Origin of the sequence: Pseudomonas sp. S04, assembly GCF_009834545.1 — a bacterium.
Taxonomy (GTDB): Bacteria; Pseudomonadota; Gammaproteobacteria; order Pseudomonadales; family Pseudomonadaceae; genus Aquipseudomonas.
Map to the genome: position 1 here is coordinate 4,109,444 of NZ_CP019427.1, position 19,406 is coordinate 4,128,849.

At 59.0% G+C, this 19,406-nt stretch carries 11 protein-coding genes and 1 pseudogene; 6 read left to right on the plus strand and 6 right to left on the minus strand.

The window, feature by feature from the left end; translation table 11 throughout:
- Window positions 1-7: 7 nt before the first annotated feature.
- Window positions 8-7,531: a type I polyketide synthase gene (locus PspS04_RS18145; RefSeq protein ID WP_159997004.1), complete on the minus strand. Its 7,524-nt coding sequence runs from the start codon at window positions 7,529-7,531 to the stop codon at window positions 8-10.
- 385 nt (window positions 7,532-7,916) lie between these two features.
- On the opposite strand from PspS04_RS18145, the gene PspS04_RS18150 reads away from it, so the two are divergent.
- Complete coding sequence (locus PspS04_RS18150; RefSeq protein ID WP_159997006.1) at window positions 7,917-8,405, plus strand: hypothetical protein; 489 nt, start codon at window positions 7,917-7,919, stop codon at window positions 8,403-8,405.
- Between the two features lie 40 nt (window positions 8,406-8,445).
- Here the strand turns inward: PspS04_RS18150 and PspS04_RS18155 are convergent, their stop codons facing one another.
- Entirely contained in the window at window positions 8,446-8,940 is a 495-nt protein-coding gene (locus tag PspS04_RS18155; protein WP_159997007.1) for a winged helix-turn-helix transcriptional regulator, read from the minus strand.
- Between the two features lie 114 nt (window positions 8,941-9,054).
- Here PspS04_RS18155 and fabF point away from each other — a divergent pair, with 114 nt between their 5' ends.
- On the plus strand, window positions 9,055-10,323 hold the full coding sequence (fabF, locus tag PspS04_RS18160) for a beta-ketoacyl-ACP synthase II (RefSeq protein ID WP_159997009.1): 1,269 nt from the start codon (window positions 9,055-9,057) through the stop codon (window positions 10,321-10,323).
- An 89-nt stretch (window positions 10,324-10,412) separates the two neighbouring features.
- Here the strand turns inward: fabF and galU are convergent, their stop codons facing one another.
- From galU to PspS04_RS18175, 3 genes are all read right to left on the minus strand, one after another.
- Complete coding sequence (galU, locus tag PspS04_RS18165; RefSeq protein WP_159997011.1) at window positions 10,413-11,252, minus strand: UTP--glucose-1-phosphate uridylyltransferase GalU; 840 nt, start codon at window positions 11,250-11,252, stop codon at window positions 10,413-10,415.
- Between the two features lie 1,265 nt (window positions 11,253-12,517).
- Window positions 12,518-13,693 (minus strand): integrase core domain-containing protein, encoded by a 1,176-nt coding sequence (locus tag PspS04_RS18170; RefSeq protein WP_159997013.1) that lies wholly within the window; start codon window positions 13,691-13,693, stop codon window positions 12,518-12,520.
- A 389-nt stretch (window positions 13,694-14,082) separates the two neighbouring features.
- Window positions 14,083-15,279: an ISL3 family transposase gene (locus PspS04_RS18175; RefSeq protein ID WP_237235003.1), complete on the minus strand. Its 1,197-nt coding sequence runs from the start codon at window positions 15,277-15,279 to the stop codon at window positions 14,083-14,085.
- Between PspS04_RS18175 and PspS04_RS27865 the strand changes: the two genes are divergently transcribed.
- Together PspS04_RS27865 and PspS04_RS18180 are read left to right on the plus strand one after the other, a co-directional pair.
- Window positions 15,190-15,378, plus strand: a complete 189-nt coding sequence (locus PspS04_RS27865; protein WP_237235035.1) for a hypothetical protein — start codon at window positions 15,190-15,192, stop codon at window positions 15,376-15,378. The two genes, PspS04_RS18175 and PspS04_RS27865, sit on opposite strands and share 90 nt — an antisense overlap.
- Window positions 15,379-15,648: 270 nt before the next feature.
- The gene (locus tag PspS04_RS18180) at window positions 15,649-16,650 is read left to right on the plus strand and encodes an acyltransferase (RefSeq protein ID WP_159997015.1); all 1,002 of its coding nucleotides are present in this window, start codon (window positions 15,649-15,651) and stop codon (window positions 16,648-16,650) included.
- 271 nt (window positions 16,651-16,921) lie between these two features.
- Here PspS04_RS18180 and PspS04_RS27870 read toward each other — a convergent pair.
- A pseudogene (locus PspS04_RS27870) lies at window positions 16,922-17,075 on the minus strand (site-specific integrase); the annotation flags it as partial.
- A 103-nt stretch (window positions 17,076-17,178) separates the two neighbouring features.
- Here PspS04_RS27870 and dusA point away from each other — a divergent pair.
- Together dusA and tal are read left to right on the plus strand one after the other, a co-directional pair.
- The gene (dusA, locus tag PspS04_RS18190; RefSeq protein WP_159997017.1) at window positions 17,179-18,189 is read left to right on the plus strand and encodes a tRNA dihydrouridine(20/20a) synthase DusA; all 1,011 of its coding nucleotides are present in this window, start codon (window positions 17,179-17,181) and stop codon (window positions 18,187-18,189) included.
- 177 nt (window positions 18,190-18,366) lie between these two features.
- Window positions 18,367-19,293 carry a transaldolase gene (gene tal / locus PspS04_RS18195; protein ID WP_095165296.1) on the plus strand — a complete coding sequence of 309 codons (927 nt, stop codon included), beginning with the start codon at window positions 18,367-18,369 and terminating at the stop codon, window positions 19,291-19,293.
- The last annotated feature ends 113 nt before the right edge of the window (window positions 19,294-19,406 follow it).

Here is a 19,406-nt window from a genome sequence, read left to right on the forward strand (position 1 = left end):
TCAAACATCACTCAATCAGACGGTTAGGTGCCGCAGCGCTGTCAGCCAGTTCGGCGTTCAGCTCGGCCATTTGCTCGCGGCTCAATTCACTGCCGTGGCGGGCCAATACGTTTTCCGCCAGGGCTGCAGGCGCCGCAGTTTCATTGGCCCCCGCTTCACCACGCAGCAGGTCAAGGATGCGCACGCTGAGCTTATCGATGCTGGAACTCTCGCTGAGTTCCATCACTGGCAGGCGAATGCCGAAGCGTTCTTCCAGCGCCACCACCAACTCGACACTCATCAGCGAGTCCAGGCCCAGCTCCTGCAGCGGACGCTGGGTATCCAGGCGCGCGGCCGGCAAGCGCAGAATCTCGCAGACTTCGTGCTTGAGCAGTTCGACGAAACGCTCCAGCAGTTGCTCGTCATCAAGCTCGGCGAGCATGCGTTGGATGTCCTCGGCGTCGTTCTCATCGTCCTGGTCACCGCCATGGGCACGAACCAGCTCGACGAAACGTGGGGTCGCAGCGCTCGGCAGGAAGCGCGACAGGGCTTTCCATTCCAGCTCCAGTACGCCGATCCCGTCGTCACCCTTGAGCAGCATCTGCTCCAGGTGCGCCAGCGCCACTTCGGCGCGCAGCGCGGCGCCACCCATGCGGCTTTGCAGCGCGTCCTTGATTTGCTCGTTGCGTGCCAGGAAGCCAACGTCGTCGATCGCGCCCCAGAGCACCGCGGTGGCGGCCAGGCCGTGACCTCGACGATGCCGAGCCAACGCTTCGAGCCAATAGTTGGCGGCCACGTAGTTGGCCTGGCCCGGGTTGCCGAACAGCGTGGTGGCTGAGGAGAACATCACGAAGAAGTCCAACGGCAACTCGCGGGTCAGCTCATGCAGGTATTGCGCGCCCTTGGCCTTGGGCTCCAGCACACGCTGCAGTTGTTCGGCATCAAGGTTGCGAATCAGACTGTCGTCGATCACTGTCGCCGCATGCACCAGGCCACGCAATGGATACGGGCTGGCGGCAATGCGTTCGAACACGCCGCGCACTTGCATCACATCGGTGATGTCGCAGGCCAGCGCCTGCACGTCGATGCCCTGCGCCTGCCAGGCCGCCAGGCACGGCTGCGCCTCGACACTGGCCGGGCCACGACGACCGAGCAGCACCAGGTGCCGCGCGCCCTTGTCCACCAGCCACTGCGCGGTGCGCAGGCCGAAGCCGCCCAGGCCGCCCGTGACCAGGTAGGTCACCTCGGCACTGAGTTGCAACGACTGCACCGGCTGTTCGCGGGTTTCCACCAGGCGTTCGATCGGGTTGCCATAGGTCACCACGATCTTGCCGATCTGCCGCGCCTGCTGCATGTAGCGGAAGGCCTCGGTCACGTGGTTGGCGTCGAACTCGCGGAACGGCAGCGGGTGCAGGATGCCCTGCTCGAACAGCTCCATCATTTGCCCGAACAGGCGCCGGGTCAGGTCTGGACGCTCACTCATCAACTGGTCGGCGTCGATGCCGAAGTAGCTGATGTTGTTGCGGAACGGACGCAGGCCGATGCGGGTGTTCTGGTAGAAGTCGCGCTTGCCCAGTTCAAGGAAGCGGCCGAACGGCTTGAGCACCTGGAAGTTGCGGTTGATCGCTTCGCCAGCCAGGGAGTTGAGCACCACGTCGACGCCACGCCCATCGGTCAGGGCCAGCACTTCGTCGGCATAAGCCAGGGAGCGCGAATCAAAGACCTTGTCGACGCCCAGCAGACGCAGGAAGTCGCGCTTCTCGTCGCTGCCGGCGGTGGCATAGATCTCGGCACCACACCACTTGGCGATCTGGATCGCGGCAATCCCGACACCACCAGCGGCGCCGTGGATCAGCACCTTCTCGCCCGGCTCCAGGCGCGCCAGATGATGCAGCGCGTAGTACACGGTGAAGAAGGTACTTGGAATGGTCGCCGCGGCCTCGAAGGACATGCCTTCGGGGATGCGAGCCACCGCGTTGGCGTTGGTCACCAGGCGGTTGGCGAAACTGCGCGGGCCAAAACCCACCACGCGATCGCCCGGGGCGAAATCGCCGAACACGGCAGACCCTTTGCCGTGGACCACACCGGAAAATTCAAAGCCCATGGTCGGACCGGAGAAGCCATTTTCGATGGCCTCGTCGGACAGCAGGCCGAGGGCAAACATCACGTCACGGAAGTTCAGGCCGGTGGCGCGTACTTCAATGTCCAGCTCGTCCGCCGCCGGCGCGGTCAGCTCACGGGCTTCCCAGCGCAGGTTGCGCAATTGCCCCGGCAGGTCGAAGCCCAGGCTGATGCGTGTGTTGCCGTCAGCGCTGGCACCGTTGTGTTCGTGCAGGACGCGCAAGCGCGGCACATAACGCTGGCCGGCGGCGCTGATCGCCACTTCGGTCTCGGCGTCGGCGTGCAACAGGGCCGGGACCAGGCTGGCGACAGGCGCAGCGCAGGCCAGGTCGAGCAGACGGATCCGGCAACCGGCAGACTCGTTCGCCAGGGTTCGACCGAAGCCCCAGAACGCCGCATCGGCAATCGCATCGACATCGCTGCTTTGCTCGGCAGCGTACAGGTGACCAGCCGCGCCACGGGTCAGCAGCCAGCACTGTGGCGCGATACTCAGCGACTCGCAGGCCTGGACCAGCGCCGCCGCCAGCATGCAGCGCGCGCCCTGGCCATCGAGCCCTTGGCTGCTGTCAAAACCGGCCAGGTGCAACACGTGCTCTGGCGCTTGATCCAGCGCGCCGAGTTGCTGCGCCAGGGATTGCGCATCACCGGGCTGCAACAGGCTGACCTGCTGGCCTTGCTCACGCAGGGCCTGGGCCAGTTGCTCGGCAGCCGCCTGCCCGGATTCGGCCAGCAACGCCCAGCGTTGCACGGTGACTTCCGGCAAGGCGGCCGCTGCATTCACGCCATGAGCGGCCAACAGCAGATAACTGCCGCAGGCATTGCCCGGCAGTGCTTCCAGGGTGTGGCTGACGCTCAGGCCGTGACGCTGCAACTCATGCAGCCAGAACTGCGGCCGCTGTTGACGCGACAGCGCCTGCTCAGGGCCTGCCAGCCACCAGTCGGCCTGGGCGCCAAACACGAAGTCGGCCCAGCGCGACGGGTGTTGCGCCAGCACGGCCAACTGCCCGTGCGGGTTGAGGTGACTGGCTGCCTGGCGCAGCGCTTCGCCAATGTTGTCCAGGGCCGCCAGATCGGTCGGCAACAGCACCCAGTCGTAACCAGCGGCGCTGCTCAGTTGTGCAAAATCGATGACCTGCAGTGCCGGGCAATCATCGCCGAGCATCTGCACCAGTTCTGGTTCCGCTACGCAGTAGCTGTAGTCGACGCGATCAAAATCGATCCCGGCGTACAGCGATTCAGCGAAAGATGGCCCGCCAAAACCAAACTCCAGCACCCGCAGGCGTTGCCCGGCCGGCAACGCGGCGAGACGCTGGGCCAGGGTTTCGCGCAGGCCGGCGAGCAGACGCTGCTGGCCTGCGGCACCCAGCACCAGGCGCGACAGATTGGCGCCGCTGGTTTCCCGTGGCAGCAACTGCTCCAGGGTCTGGCGAGCGTCGAGCAGGGACAGCAGGTGGCGACCGATCCGGCCTACCGAGTGGATGATCTGGAAGTGCTCCGGGTAGCTCTGGAACAACTCCTGCCAGATCGCCTCGGAAGCCGGACGCTCGCCCACCTCGGCGACGCACCAGTTGCCGTCGGCATCGCAATTCAAGCTGCCGTCTTCCAGGCCCTGACGCAGCAAGGTCGCCAGGTAATCGCTTGGCACACCGTCCTGTTGCGACCACAGCGCAACCTGTTCGGCGCTCAAGCGGCCGCCGGCCTGCTCGATCAGGTCCTGCACAAAACTCGCGCACAGGGCATCGAGCAATGGTTCGACTTCATTCAGATAACGCTGCTGCACCGGCTCATCGGCCAGGCCCTGCAGGTGTTCTACCAACGGCGTGGCGCTGCTGGCTGCGCGCAGCACGGGCACCGCCTGACCTGGCGCGGCGAGACCAACGTGGGCCAGGCGCTTGATGTCATGGGAACGGTCGCGTTGCAGGCGCACGCCACGGAAACGTGCGTCCTTGATGAACAGCACCGCTGCGCCGGTCGCGTCGTACAGGGTGAAATCCACCAGCAACGAATGCTCGGTACGCTTGAGCTGGCGCACTTGGGCCAGGCACGGCACGCCGCCGGCCTTGGCAAATGCGATGCGCCCGAGCTTGACCGGGATGAACGCCAGGCCCTTGTTGCTGCCCGGCTGGCCGACCAGCAATTCGGTGATCAACTGGAACGCGCCGTCGAGCAACGCCGGGTGCAGGTGCAGGGTCGCCAGCTCCTGGCTGATGGCCTCGGGAACGCTCAGTTGCGCGAGGATGTGGGCCGGTTCGACCCACACCGCCGCCACGGCCTGATAGGCCGGGCCATAGTTCAGGCCCACCGCACGGGTCAGCGCCAAATGCTGTTCGCCGGTGAAGTCGGCCGGGCGCTGCGGCAGTTCCGGTGCACGCGTGCCGAGCAAGACGCCACGGGCTTCGCCGGGCAGGCGCGCGACCACGTGCTGGACCCACTCTTCACGTTGGGCCAGGCTGCGCGAGGTGATCCGCAAGGTGCCGTCGGCTTCCTCGATGTTGACGCGGATCTTCTTGCTGCCTTCGTTGCCGAGCAACAGCGGGTTGTGAATCTCCAACTCTTCGATGTCGACGAACTCGCCCGGCTGGTGCAGCAAGGCCACCGCCAGCGCCAGCTCGGTGAAACCGGCGCCGGGGAACAGCACCGCTTCACCGACCTTGTGGTCAGCCAGGGTCGGGAACAGCTGCGTGTCGAGTCGGTTTTCCCAGGTCAGGGCACGATCGGCCAGCGGGTAGCCGAGCAATGGGTGCACACGTTCGCGCGCCAGCACGCCGAACGACTCGGCGCTGACCGGCAATTGAAAACGTTCGCGCTGCCAGGCGTAGTTGGGCAGGCGCAAGTTGTTGCCGGCCACCGGGAATTGTTGCTGCCAATCCGGCTCTGCGCCAGCAATCAACAGCCGCGCCATGCAACGCTCAAGCAGTGCTGGACTGTCGTCCTTGCGCAGCAAGGTGGCGACCACCTGACCGGGCAGCTCGCGCTGGGTCAGGGCATCGCTGACGTAAGAGCGCAGGATCGGGTGCGGACCCACCTCGACGAACAGGTTGAAGCCCTGCCCCACCAGCTCGTCCATCGCCCCCTGGAACAGCACCGGGAAGCGAATGTTCTGCCACCAGTAACGGCTGTCCAGACGTTGACCATCGAGCTCGCCGCCGACCACCGTGGAATAGAACGGAATCTGCGCACTGCGTGGACGGATGTGCGCCAGATCGGCAATTACTTGCTGCTCGATCGGGTTCATCGCCGGGGAGTGGAAGGCGTAATCCAAATCCAGCAGACGGACAAACACCTGGCGTTCGGTCAGGGCCTGTTCGAGTTCGCTGAGGGCATCGACAGGGCCGGCCACCGTAGCGCCCCGCGCACTGTTTTCACCGGCCAGAACCACCCGATCGTCCAGCCCCAGTTCCACTAGCAACATCGCCGTGGCCTCGCCACTGAGACCGACGGCAGCCATTTTCCCGGTGCCGCGGGTCGTTCCCTGCAAACGGCTGCGATGGAAAATAACCTGGGTCGCGTCTTCCAGGCTCAGCGCGCCGCTGGCCCAGGCCGCGGCGACTTCGCCCACGCTGTGCCCGATCACCGCTGCCGGATGGAAACCCTGGGCTGCCAGTACGCGCGTGACCGCCACTTGCAGGGCGAACAAGGCCGGTTGGGCGATCTCGGTGCGCGCATAACGCCCCTCACCGTTTTCGCCCAGCAGTTCGGCGCGCAACGAATAGCCGGCCAGCGGCTGGAACAGCGCGTCGACTTCAGCCACCGCAGCTTCGAACACCGGCTGGCCGAGCATCGCCCGGCCCATGCCTTGCCATTGCGATCCATTGCCGGAGTACACGAACACCGGGCCCTGGACTTTATCCAACGCCTGGCCCACCTCAAGCACCGAGCTCAGCTCGCTGAGGCTCGGATCCTGGGCATAGTCGGCCAGCGCCTGAGCAGCCTCGGCCGGGTCGGCAGCGATCAACAGCAAACGATGGGGATGGGCATCGCGCCGGAACATGGCCTGGTAGGCGACATCGTAATAATTGCCCTGCGGGTGGGCGGCCAGGTACTCGGCAAAACCCTCGGCTGTGGCGCGCAGGCCTTCGGCATCCTTGGCGCTGAGCAGCAGCGGCACACGTCGGGTGTTGCCCGCCGTGGTGGACGCCGGCAGCGGCTCGGCACTTTGCAGGATCACGTGCGCGTTGGCGCCACCAAAACCGAACGAGTTGATGCCGACAGTCAGTTGCCCTTCAGCTTTCAGCGCACGGCTTTCGGTGACTACCTGCAAGTTCAGGTCGGCAAACGGGATATTCGGGTTGAGTTCTTCAATGCCGATGGTGGCCGGCACTTCCCGCTCGATCAGGCAGTTGAGGGCCTTCATCAGGCCGGCAACGCCGGAGGCAGCCTCAAGGTGACCGAGGTTGCTCTTGATCGAACCGATCGGCAACGGGTTGCCGGCCTTCCGGGCCTGGCCCAGGGCCTCGCCGATGGCGCGGGTCTCGATCGGATCACCAACAGCCGTGCCAGTGCCATGGGCTTCCAGGTAGTCGAGCTGCGACGGATCGATCCCGGCCTTGGCGTAGGTGCGCTTGAGCAGCACCGCCTGTGCATCGGCGCTCGGCAGGGTCAGGCTCGACTTGCGACCATCGGTGTTGACCGCACTGGCGGCGACCACCGCCAGAATCGGGTTGCCATCGGCCAGGGCCTGATCGTAATCCTTGAGCAGGAACAGACCACCGCCCTCGGAACGCGCATAACCGTCGCCGCGCTCATCGAACGCCTGGCAACGCCCAGTACGCGAGAGCATCGAGGCCTTGGCGAAAATCATGAAGCCGAAGGGGTGCATGTGCAGGCTGATACCGCCCGTCACTGCCTGGTCGATATCACCACTGATGATCGCCTGGCAGGCCTGGTGAAAGGCCACCAGGGACGACGAGCAGGCGGTATCGATGGCCATGCTCGGCCCGCGCAGGTCATAGAAGAAGGACAGGCGGTTGGCGGCAATGCTCATGGTATTGCCGGTGGCAGTGGCCGCATCGATCGAGGCCAGGTCTTCGACCAGGCGATAGGCCTGCTCGACGCCAGCAATGCCCAAGTACACCCCGCAGTTGCTGCCACGCAGGCTCGACGGCTTGACGCCGGCGTTCTCGAAGGTTTCCCAGCACATCTCCAGCAACATCCGCTGCTGGGGGTCCATCACGGCTGCTTCACGCGGCGAAATATTAAAGAAGCCCGCGTCAAACGCACTGATGTCGCCCAAAGATCCGGCGGCGAAGGTGTAGCTGGTGGCAGGATTGGCCTTGTCCGGGTGCAGGAACTCGGCATGGTCCCAGCGCGAGGCATCGACCTGGGTCACCAGGTCCTGCCCCGTCATCAGGTTCTGCCAGAAACTGCTGGTTGTGGAACCGGGGAAACGAAAAGAACAACCAACAATTGCTACCTGTCTACGCTTTGTCAAAACCCATTCCTTTAAAACGCTACCGGACACCGTCCCATCCTGCGGACAGCCGCATGCCTGGCCGATATATTTTTTGGCAAGTCGCTAAACGTCACCTGAGGAGAATCTTTTTTATCTGGAGGTTGCCTTGCATAGCACGCTGGGGCGCAAGGCTGATGACCTGACGGTTACACACAGGAAATCTTCAGACATATTTGTGGGAATAATACGCGGTCTCGACGGCCAGGGAAAACCCTAAGCGACGGTTGCAGGGTTAAATGTTCGAATCGGTTCACTGCAGTGAAAGACTGACGTATAACGAATTAAATGGTGTCGATAGGCCACCCACAGGACGCAGCCAGCAAGAATTCACCGCAACCGCTCAACGACTTAAAGAGGAATCGACATGAACAAGGCAGACGAGCTCGCGGCAAAACTGAAAAACCGCCTGCAACGAACCGATGAGGCGGAAATCTGCACCGACACTGCGATCGATCATTGGCCGACCCAAGTCAACGACCTCTATCGCCAGGTAGAAACCTGGCTGACCCCCTTGAGTGAAGCGGGCCTGAGCATCCGCCGCAATCCCACTCACGTGTTCGAAAGCCATCCGAGCGGCGCAACCTACAACTACGCCATTGACCAGTTGCTGCTCGAGGCCCTGCACCACACCATCAGGTTCGACCCGATTGCCCGCTTCTCACCCCAAGCCGAAGGACTGGTGGAAATTCACCTGCAGGGCAAAAACTTCCGCGCACTGCGCAGCACCGACGAACACGGCGAATCGCAATGGCACCTGCAGAAAGTCCCACCACTGGGACAGGTGGCACAGGCACCGGTGGAATGGAATGAGGAGAATCTGTTGTGGATTGTTGAGGTGGGGTTGGGGCTTTAGTGCGTCCGGAAGACCGCAGCACGCTTGAAGCATCACAAAGTCAGGGGCGGTCCGCAGCAATTGCGCTCAGCCGCTGACGCATGCCGGTAGTGGCCGCGGGGCCCGCTTGCACCGAACATTGTTCCAACGATACCAAATGCCCATCGACAACATCCGCCATCATCGGCTGCACGGGCCGTCCAGTCTCGCGCTCGACAATCTGCACACTTTCCCCCTCCGGCGCGTAATGCCGATTGCCCCATGCCACAAAAGCCATCAGCACCACACGAAAGTCCTCGCCCTTAGCGGTTGGCACATATTCATAACGTAAAGGCCGCTCACTGTAGGCGCGCCGCTCCAACAACCCATCCTCGACCAACGAATTCAGGCGCCGGGTGAGCATGTTCGGCGCAATGTCCAGGCTGCGGGAAAACTCGTCGAATCGGCGCAACCCGTGCAAGGCGTCACGCATGATCAAGATACTCCACCACTCACCCACCCTTTCCAGGCTGCGGGCGATCGGGCATTCGGCGTGGGCCAGGGTTTTGCGTTGCATGGCGGTTCCTTGGGGGATGCGCTCGGACATTTATCGTTCGAGCATGTTACTTTCATGATGATAGTTACGTCCACACATCACTATCCCCGACAAAGCTGAAGGAGCTGGACTGTCATGAGCAAACGCATTGTTGTCACAGGCATGGGCGCATTGACCCCGCTGGGCTGCGGAGTCGAACCGGTTTGGCAACGCCTGCTGGCGGGCGAATCCGGTATTCGTCGACTCCCGGAATCGCTGATTGGTGACCTGTCGATCAGCATCGGCGGCCAGGTTCCCGACCGGACGCAGGACCCTGAAGCCGGCTTCGACCCCGACCAACTGCTGGCGGCAAAAGAACAGCGCAAAATGGATCGCTTCATTCTGTTTGCCCTGGCCGCCGCCCATGAAGCCCTGGCACAAGCCGGTTGGGCGCCACAGACCGCGGAGCAACAGGAGCGCACGGCAACTATCATCGCCTCGGGCGTGGGTGGCTTTCCGGCGATCGCCGAGGCCGTACGCACCACGGATAGCAAGGGGCCGCGACGCCTGTCTCCATTCACCATCCCTTCCTTCCTTAGCAACATGGCCGCCGGCCACATCTCCATTCAACATGGGTTCAAGGGACCGCTGGGCGCCCCGGTAACGGCGTGCGCCGCTGGGGTTCAAGCCATTGGCGACGCCGCACGCATGATCCGCGCAGGCGAAGTGGACATTGCCATTTGTGGCGGGGCCGAAGCGGCCATTCACCGGGTCAGCCTGGCCGGCTTTGCTGCGGCACGAGCGCTATCAAGCGATCACAACGAAACACCTGAACAGGCCTCTCGCCCCTTCGATACGGCGCGCGACGGTTTTGTCATGGGCGAAGGCGCCGGCCTGCTGGTGATCGAAGAACTGGAACACGCCCTGGCTCGTGGCGCCAAGCCAATCGCCGAACTGGTGGGCTACGGCACCAGCGCCGATGCCTACCACATGACCGCCGGCCCGGAAGACGGAGACGGCGCACGCCGAGCCATGCAGCAAGCCCTGCGCCAGGCCGGCATACAAGCCTCCCAGGTCCAGCACTTGAACGCCCACGCTACCTCGACGCCGGTCGGCGACAAAGGAGAATTGGCGGCGATCAAGACGGTGTTCGGCACCCACAGCGGCCTGGCGATCAGCGCCACCAAATCCGCCACTGGCCACCTACTGGGGGCTGCAGGTGGCATCGAAGCGATCTTCGCCATCCTGGCCCTGCGTGACCAGGTCGCCCCGGCAACTCTTAACCTACAAACTCCGGATAGCGCAGCCGAGGGCCTTGACCTGATTCAGGGCGAAGCCCGGCACATGCCAATGGAATATGCACTGTCCAATGGCTTCGGGTTTGGCGGGGTGAATGCCAGCGTACTGTTTCGGCGCTGGGTTTAATCCGAAATGAAAAATGCCCTGTATTTCTCAATAAAGGGCATTTTTTATCGTCGCTTAGACAACCAAGCTTTGATAGAGCCTACGGCTTATCAGTAAGCCTTGCCCGTCTTGTAGAAGTGCTCGAAGCAGAAGTTGGTGGCTTCGATGTAGCCTTCGGCGCCACCGCAGTCAAACCGGGTGCCCTTGAACTTGTAGGCAATCACGCAACCGTCTAGCGCCTGCTTCATCAGCGCGTCGGTGATCTGGATCTCGCCACCCTTGCCTGGCTCAGTGTCTTCAATCAGCTTGAAGATGTCCGGGGTCAGAATGTAACGACCGATGATGGCCAGGTTGGACGGCGCATCTTCAGGTTTTGGTTTTTCCACCATGTTGCGCACGCGGTATAGGTCGTCACCGATCAGGTCACCGGCGATCACCCCGTACTTGTGGGTTTCCTGCGGGTCGACTTCCTGGATCGCGACGATGGTGCAGCGGTACTGCTTGTACAGCTTGACCATCTGGGTCAGGACGCCGTCGCCTTCCAGGTTGACGCACAAATCGTCCGCCAGCACTACGGCGAAGGGTTCGTCGCCGATCAACGGACGACCGGTCAGGATCGCGTGGCCCAGGCCCTTCATTTCGGTCTGACGGGTATAGGAGAACGAACACTCGTCGAGCAGTTTACGGATACCGACAAGGTATTTCTCTTTGTCGGTGCCCTTGATCTGATTTTCCAGCTCGTAGCTGATGTCGAAGTGGTCTTCCAGGGCGCGTTTGCCGCGACCGGTAACGATGGAGATTTCAGTCAGGCCAGCGTCCAAGGCTTCCTCGACGCCGTACTGAATCAGTGGCTTATTCACCACCGGCAGCATTTCTTTAGGCATGGCCTTGGTCGCTGGCAGGAAACGAGTGCCGTAACCGGCTGCTGGGAACAAGCATTTTTTGATCATAAAAGTCCTTAAAACGGGCGGTCCTTGCGAATGTGGCGCAGTCTAATCACGCAGCAATCATCTTGCAACGCTCTCTCTGACCGCCTACAGCATCCTTGCACCATCCTATTAAGCCGTGGTACCGCTACCAGCAAGCTCAGAGACCGAATCCGCTTTCAGTCAAAGCACCCACCGATACAACACTCCTGAAACACGACAGCACTGCTACTTTGGCGTACCGGAAACACAACCCGTATGATCCCTGACATATTAACAAGCAATATACGGTTTTAAACTCAAACCAAACAGCTTAGGTACCAGCACCATTCAGCCGTCATCGAAACGGACATCATTTACAGATTTCCGAGCCCGAGAACTCTACCCTGCTACCGTTTCCGCAGGACTTATCCCCGCCCACTAAAAGCAAGGGTCGCGAGTCTTTTGGTATTAGACATAACTTTACCGTAAATTAAAATCCAGGGGGAGTGACGAGCATTAATTTTTTGAGCTTTTTTAAGGAAGCCACTGTCTATGTGGAACAAGCCAACGCGACAATAATAGACTCGCATCATCAGTAGCGCGCTCAACTACCAACTGTGCGATCCACAAAAATTTGCGAACCCAACCAATGACAGTCGACGCAAAACCAGAAAACCCTCTCGACACGAAGGACAGAAAAGAAGTAGTTATTTACGAAGACGAACAGGTCAAAGTACTATTCTGGAGAGGCAACTCTGACAGAATTGCAGTTACGTTCAGCGATCTTATATCACTCGCAAAAGAAACTAGATACTTCACTGACATACCACTCAAAACAACTAGGTTTATCCTCAATTGGATTCATGGCAAAGCGAGGAAACTGGCTTCCACAACAAAGCATGCATCTCGCCGCCAAAAAAGCCGTACCAATTATTTCAAAGTACGATAAAAATATAATATACGGCGGCTCCATGGGTGGTTATGCCGCACTTAAATACTCCAAACTACTCAAAGGCAATGTAATAATTTCACTCTGCCCACAGTGGCCCATCACCTACCCTGCATTACTCATATCGCTCTTTTTGAAATGCCCACCCTGTCTTAAGAATGAGTCTCAAGAAAAATGCTGTTTTTCATGGAGGACGTATTGCCTGCAGGAAGGTGAATCTGATGGTCCATCGCCGTCAGTTCTGTGAAATCCACCAAACCGACCACAGCCCGCGTCATCCGTCGCTTGCAGGGAGTTCAGACTTTCTCCGCAGAGCCAAAATGTACGGAACAACCACATGGGTTACAAAAAAGTGCATTCACATAGGTGACACTTTGATTGAAACATAGCCGTTTTTTGCGTCCCGGGCATTGACGTGACCTAGGATCACCGGACCGAAGATAACATTCCATACCCCGTCTTTGATCATCTCCATTCCAATGGTTTGATGCCTGAGCAGGTTCCCCACATATATCCGCAGACCATCTCGATTAATGATTCCGCTACCATCGGCCAGGTAACACTCAACATGGCTCGCATATCCCATTTCCGGTAGTTTCTCCGGGTAAGCTCGGGGTGAGAGGGTATAGCAGGACGCCGGGGTTTTCTGGCCGAGTGCCTCATGTCCCCGTTCGTGATTGTAGTGCTGCATAAATCGATCAAAGTGTTTTTGCTGAGCCTCCCAGGCAATGGCCGGCGGTTTGGGAAACGTACTCTTCAATGTCCGGTGCATACGCTCATGACGTCCATTTTGATCTGGTCGACCGGGCTCAATTCGCTCAGGAATAATCCCAAGGCGTAGCCACCAGATCGATAACTGCGACAACCCCGCACGCCCCGTGCTCGCAAACGGCACGCCATTATCGGTTCGAATGCGCTCAGGCATCCCATACTCCCGAAAGACGCGCTCGAAGGTTTGCTGGGTCTCCTTGAGATTGGTGTTAGCCATGCTCTCGCAGGCAAGCACGAAACGACTGGCATGGTCCATGATCGTCAGCGGATAACACCAGACACCCGCTCCGGTGAGAAATTGGCCTTTGTAATCTGCGCTGAAGAGTTGATTAGGCGATTCTGCCTTACGCAAAGGCTTGGGATAGACAGCGACACGCTGGCGTAACGGTCGAGACGTGATCAGGTCCGCTGCCTTAAGGATGTTGTAGATGGTCGTTTTCGAAGGCGGATCCTGCCCGGGAAAGCGTTTCATCAGATCGTTCTGAATCTTTTTAGGACCCGGAACCGTTTCGCCAGTAGAGCGAAACTCAATGATTGCCTGCCTCACAACCAGCGGCACCACATAGGTCTGGTTGTGCCGACGCCGACTGCGCTCATCGAGCCCACTGGGCCCCTCTAGCTGATAGCGTTCGACCCAATTATAGCCAGTCTTTCGGCTGATCTGATAGTCCTGACATAGCTGGCTAAAGCTGTGCTCTTCAGACAGATACGCCGCGATGAACATCACTTTGAGGTCCATAGGTTTCAGCTCTTTCCAGGGCATGGTCAGATCCTCGCGAAATCGACCATGCCAGTTAATAACTGTTACCTATGTGCTTGAACTGATTTGTAACCCATGTGGGTGAGTCATACCAGAACCCGTCTCAAAAAGAACGTGTGCGTTTTGGAAAACACCCTCAAACCCATGTTTTAAAAGTTTCCACCCAATGAAACCGGGGTTTCCAGCACCACCCGTCCGTGACCGCCCTGAGTGCCGCCGTGCGGCCGCAGTGCATACCCCTTCAAAACTTTGCACTCTGTACAATGACCGCTCCCCTGCAGAACCCCACGGCCCGCCTGGGCTGCAGGTTCGTTTGCACCACATCCGGATTTGCACAAAAAATGACACAAGGCCCGTCGGCGGGAGGGGAAAAAGTGCTTTTTTTTGGTTCTTCACGGATTACCGGGAAAGACGCTCTTGATCTTCATGAAAAAGAATTCGCTGTCCCGGTAACCGTACGCCATCCGCTTGATGACCTTTATTCGATTGTTTATTCCTTCCAACTGACCGGTGTGCATCGGCCAGCGAACCCGGCTGACGATGCCCCGCCAGTAACCCTTTAGCCGTTTGGCGAACTGGATCAGAGCTGGTATTTCGCTTTCGTGCGCATGGCGCAGCCATTGCTTCCAGGCCGATCGCCAATCCCAGGCAGTACTCGGGGTCCAGAGTGTTTTGAGTTCAGCCTTCATCAAGTAGACCGTCATCAACGCTTGGTTGGCCGCCAGTAGATCCTCCAGGCGGACCTGTTGTTCCGGCGTTTTCAAGTTCTGCGGATTGCGCAGCAACAGCCATCGCGCCTGCTTGATGACCTTGCGGGCAGGCTTGTCGTGACGCAACCGGTTAGCCTCGTCGACGCGGACCCGATCAATCACCTCTCGGCCATATTTGGCCACCACATGGAAGAGGTCGTAGACCACTCGCGCGTTGGGACAGTGCTGACGAACCTCCAGGTCAAAAGCGGTGTTCATGTCCATCGCCACCGCTTCGATTCGAGCACAACCCTCTGGCCCCAGTTCTTCGAAGAAAGGCCTGATCGCTGCTCGGCTGCGACCTTCACCGATCCACAGCACTCGTCGTGTATCCGCATCCAGCACCACGCTGGCGTAACGATGACCTTTGAACAGGGCGAACTCGTCCATCACCAGACGTCGCGGTTGCGCCTTTGGCAAAACGCTCAACGCCGCTTGCAAGGCTCGACGCTCCAGCAACCGAACGGTGTCCCAGTGCAGCCCAAACAGTTGAGCCACGTGCAGTGTGGGAAGGCGCTCGCAGGCTTGAATGACCGCCTCGGCCAGACGCCGCGTCATGCGGGCATAGCGGTCCAGCCAACTGACGGCCTCCATACGTTTACCGCAGTCACGACAGCCAACACGCCTGAGCAACACGCTGAGGCGCACCGCACGGCCGAGAATCGGTAAATCGCGGACGGTCCGCTCGCAATACTCATGCGTGGTTGAACAGGGTTTTTGGCAGCCGCTACAGGAAGGGAACCGGGTGGCGTGGGGAATCAGGTCGATCTGAAGCGCGTCGCCATCAGGCTTGATGGTGACGACAGAAAAGCCCTCCCAAAAAGGAAGGAAAGTATTAATATCGTGCATAAGAACGCCGTTTTGTTAGATGTGTTTGCTCGCACGAACATCATCAAGCAAATCGGCGTTCTTGTTTCTGTGTTTCCCGGGATTCCGTGAAGAACCTTTTTTTTTGCTAAGTTTTTTTCCCAGACCGATTTTCCGCTATCCGAACACCTACCTTTGTTTGCCGGGGCTACTGGGCATCGTCGATTACCTATTGATAACTCAGTGGGTTAGCGTGTAAAAGCAGGGCAATTTGGCAGGCTTTTTGAGCCAGTGCAGGTGCGCCATAGGGTTGAATGGGGCGACACCTTTAGGCTCACTGACCCGTAATTGACGCTTTGAATTAAGAGCGCAGCACAGCGCATAAAGAATGAGGTTGAGTTGATGGCTACGCGTTACTCCGATGTGACATTACTTCCAAAAGAAGTAACTTCCAAAAACCTGAAGATGTCCTCTTCGTGGATTGAAGTTGATGCTGGTGCAACCGTTGAATTCGGTTTGGAAGTTAAGCTGATCAGCGCACAAATCACCGTAGGCCGTGGTTCCGAGCTTCGAATTGGTGGATTGAGCGAAATCCGTGGACGGATCATCATTGCACCGGGGTGCAAAGTTAATATTGGCGAAGGTCTGGTCTGCAATTCCGAAATCAAAATTCACGCTTACGAGAAGGGCAACGTGACAATTGGCAAAGACTGCCTGTTTGCGAATCCTCAGCTACTGTCGTCCGACATGCACTCGATTTTCTCCGAGGACGGAGAACGAATTAATCATTCCAGGGACATCGTTCTCGGTGATCGAGTATGGCTCGCAACCAATACATTGATCCTGAAAGGCGCTCAGATTTCCAACGACACTGTTGTTGGGGCGGGCGCCGTTGTCAGCGGTCGTCACCCAAGCAAAGTAGTAATCGGTGGCAACCCAGCGAAGGTCATCAAAACCGGCACCACCTGGTCGAGATTCCTCGTCGCAGGTCGCCCAGTCGATTTCGGTGATGACTTTTCTCAGAGTTCGCTCAGTCTGGCTGCTCGAGAGTCTAGGCACCAAGAAGTTCTATCGATGGGCATGCCTGCTTGGGATAGCTGGCGCGACATGGATGTGAGCAATCACTATATTTTCTATTACTTGGCCAAGAGTCTACTGTCATCACTGTTCGCTAAAGGAAATGCAGTAGCCGAAGTTGATGGACGCAAGGTTTTTTTACAAGATGTATATGACTGTTTAGTTCGGTCTTTCGAGCTAACTGATCGCCGAAACTTCCCGTGCGCCGCTTATGCTTATCTAGCCGCGCAGATGCTCGGGTTACCTGATAGTGCAAAAGCTTTGCACAAAGAAATCAAACCGTCTTGGAGTTACATAGACGGAAGCGCGTTTCAATTTAAAGGTTGATGTGTACCCTTCTGGCCACCAAAATCGACTGGAATTTTCCAGCTAATGGATCATTCCCTAAAATAGAGAGAGTGGCGGGAGGGGCCCGTACTACGGCTCACATCCTCGCCTCCAACAATGATCCATTCATTAGGATTGCTCTTAAATGCATAGAGTTAAAGCCGGAATTGCGTAGCTATCGAGCCGAAAAATCCATCTACTCCCCTTTTCTGATGCGCATCATGACCCTCATCCATGTAGCTGCCGCGTGAGTCCTCGGGTAGTAACTCACCGACTCAAGTCGACGCACCCAGGCCTGCGCCGCCTGTTTTCGGGCGAAGGTCAGGCTCTCTTTGGTAGACTTGCACTCCGTCGCGCTTGATACGGATCTGAGCCGTGTAGCTCAGCGTCCCATCTGCCAGTTTTCTTGCCCTGATAGTCGCCATATCGAAAGTGGTACGCGTCAGTTTCTGAGTGGTACTTTGTACCATCGAGATTAAAAAAACGCCTGAAAATGCCCAAAAACAAGTCGATAACACGTTGAGTAAAATGATTCAAAAAAAGAGCTTTAGCCCAGCAGAATCAAGCGCCGCACTGTCTCGGCGCTTTAGCGTTGCCCCAATGATGGACTGGACCGACCGCCACTGCCGGTTCTTCCTGCGCCTGCTCTCCAAACACGCCCTGCTTTACACCGAAATGGTCACCACCGGTGCGCTGCTCAACGGTGATCACGAGCGTTTTCTGCGGCACAACGAGGCTGAGCATCCGCTGGCGTTGCAGTTGGGCGGCAGTGCTGCGCTGGATCTGGCGGCCTGTGCGCGGATGGCGCAGGAGCATGGGTATGACGAGGTGAACCTCAATGTCGGCTGCCCGAGTGATCGGGTGCAGAACAATATGATTGGTGCGTGCCTGATGGGGCATCCGCAGTTGGTGGCTGATTGCGTGAAGGCGATGCGCGATGCGGTGTCGATTCCGGTCACGGTCAAGCATCGGATCGGGATCAATGGACGCGACAGTTACGCGCAGCTGTGTGATTTCGTCGGTACGGTGCGCGATGCCGGCTGCACCAGCTTTACCGTGCATGCGCGCATTGCGATTCTTGAAGGTTTGTCGCCCAAGGAGAACCGCGATATCCCGCCACTGCGCTATGACGTGGCGGCGCAGCTAAAGGCGGACTTCCCGGAGCTGGAGATCATTCTCAACGGCGGGATCAAGACGCTGGAGGCCTGCCATGAGCATTTGGCGACCTTTGACGGGGTAATGTTGGGCCGTGAGGCGTATCACAATCCTTATGTACTGGCAGAGGTGGATCAGCAGTTGTTTGGCAGCACCGCGCCGGTGATCAGCCGGGCCGAGGCGCTGGCGCAGTTGCGTCCGTACATTGCCGCACACCTTGAGGCTGGCGGCGCGATGCACCACATCACCCGGCATGTCCTGGGGCTCGGCACAGGCTTTCCTGGGGCGCGCAAGTTTCGCCAGTTGCTGTCGGTGGACATTCATAAGGCTAAGGACCCACTGGCCCTACTCGATCAGGCGGCTGCGTTGCTGGAAGGCCGCTAGCCGTCGCCGCGATTGAACCTGTGGACGGTTTTGCCATCGTAGTTAGCGGATAGCGCCGGGCCTTTCAAACATCTGTTTTGCAGATGTTGCCGCCCAGGCCGTTGTTACGCATTTGTGCCCTTGAGTGGCTGCCAGCGCTCGGGTAATGTCAACAGACCCACAGGATAGAGCACACCCATGACTTCCAAGCTGGAACAACTTAAACGATTCACCACTGTCGTGGCCGATACTGGCGATTTCGAAGCAATCGCTCGCGTCAAACCAGTGGACGCTACCACCAACCCTTCCCTGCTGCTCAAGGCTGCGGCCATTCCTGCCTATGCCGAACTGCTCAACGCCAGCGTTACCGACTGCAAGGGCGACGTGGGCCTGGCCAGTGACCGTTTTGGGGTCGCAGTGGGCCAGGAGATCCTGAAAGTGATTCCGGGACGCATTTCCACTGAAGTGGATGCGCGCCTGTCGTTCGATACCGATGCCATGCTCAAGCGTGCGCACCGCCTGATCGAACTCTACGACAAGGCCGGCATTGGCCGTGACCGTGTGCTGATCAAGATCGCCTCCACCTGGGAAGGTATCCGCGCCGCTGAACAGCTGGAGCGCGAAGGCATCCAGACCAACCTGACCCTGCTGTTCTCCTTCGCCCAGGCAGTGGCCTGCGCTGAAGCCGGGGTGTTCCTGATTTCGCCGTTCGTAGGGCGCATCTACGACTGGTACAAGAAGGCCAACGGTACCGACTACAGCGGCGCCGATGATCCCGGCGTGCAGTCGGTAACGCGCATCTACAACTACTACAAAGCCAATGACTACAAGACCGTAGTCATGGGTGCGAGCTTCCGCAACCTCAATCAGATCGAGCAACTGGCGGGCTGCGATCGCCTGACCATCAGCCCCGACCTGATCGAGAAGCTGGCGGCCGACACCGGCAAGCTGGAGCGCCAGCTGGCGCCAGGGCATGCCGGTGAAGCACGCCAGAGCCTGAACGAAGCACAGTTCCGCTGGGCATCCAACGAGGATGCGATGGCCACCGAGAAGCTGGCCGAAGGCATTCGGCAGTTTGCCCGCGACCAGGAGAAGCTGGAGGCGTTGCTGCAGGCCAAGCTGTAAGGTTACAGCGCAATGCAAAAAGGGCGAACCCTGCTGGGTTCGCCCTTTTTTGTGTGCCTGGTTTGACGCAGTGTTTTGCCTTCGCCAGCGCCTACCAGGGATTGTAGGGGCTA

Bases quoted from the DNA above. Each gene is read 5' to 3' on its own strand.
- PspS04_RS18150 (WP_159997006.1), top strand. From the start codon at position 7,917: ATGAACAAGGCAGACGAGCTCGCGGCAAAACTGAAAAACCGCCTGCAA.
- PspS04_RS18155 (WP_159997007.1), bottom strand. From the start codon at position 8,940: ATGCAACGCAAAACCCTGGCCCACGCCGAATGCCCGATCGCCCGCAGC.
- fabF (WP_159997009.1), top strand. From the start codon at position 9,055: ATGAGCAAACGCATTGTTGTCACAGGCATGGGCGCATTGACCCCGCTG.
- galU (WP_159997011.1), bottom strand. From the start codon at position 11,252: ATGATCAAAAAATGCTTGTTCCCAGCAGCCGGTTACGGCACTCGTTTC.
- PspS04_RS18170 (WP_159997013.1), bottom strand. From the start codon at position 13,693: ATGCCCTGGAAAGAGCTGAAACCTATGGACCTCAAAGTGATGTTCATC.
- PspS04_RS18180 (WP_159997015.1), top strand. From the start codon at position 15,649: ATGGCTACGCGTTACTCCGATGTGACATTACTTCCAAAAGAAGTAACT.
- dusA (WP_159997017.1), top strand. From the start codon at position 17,179: ATGATTCAAAAAAAGAGCTTTAGCCCAGCAGAATCAAGCGCCGCACTG.
- tal (WP_095165296.1), top strand. From the start codon at position 18,367: ATGACTTCCAAGCTGGAACAACTTAAACGATTCACCACTGTCGTGGCC.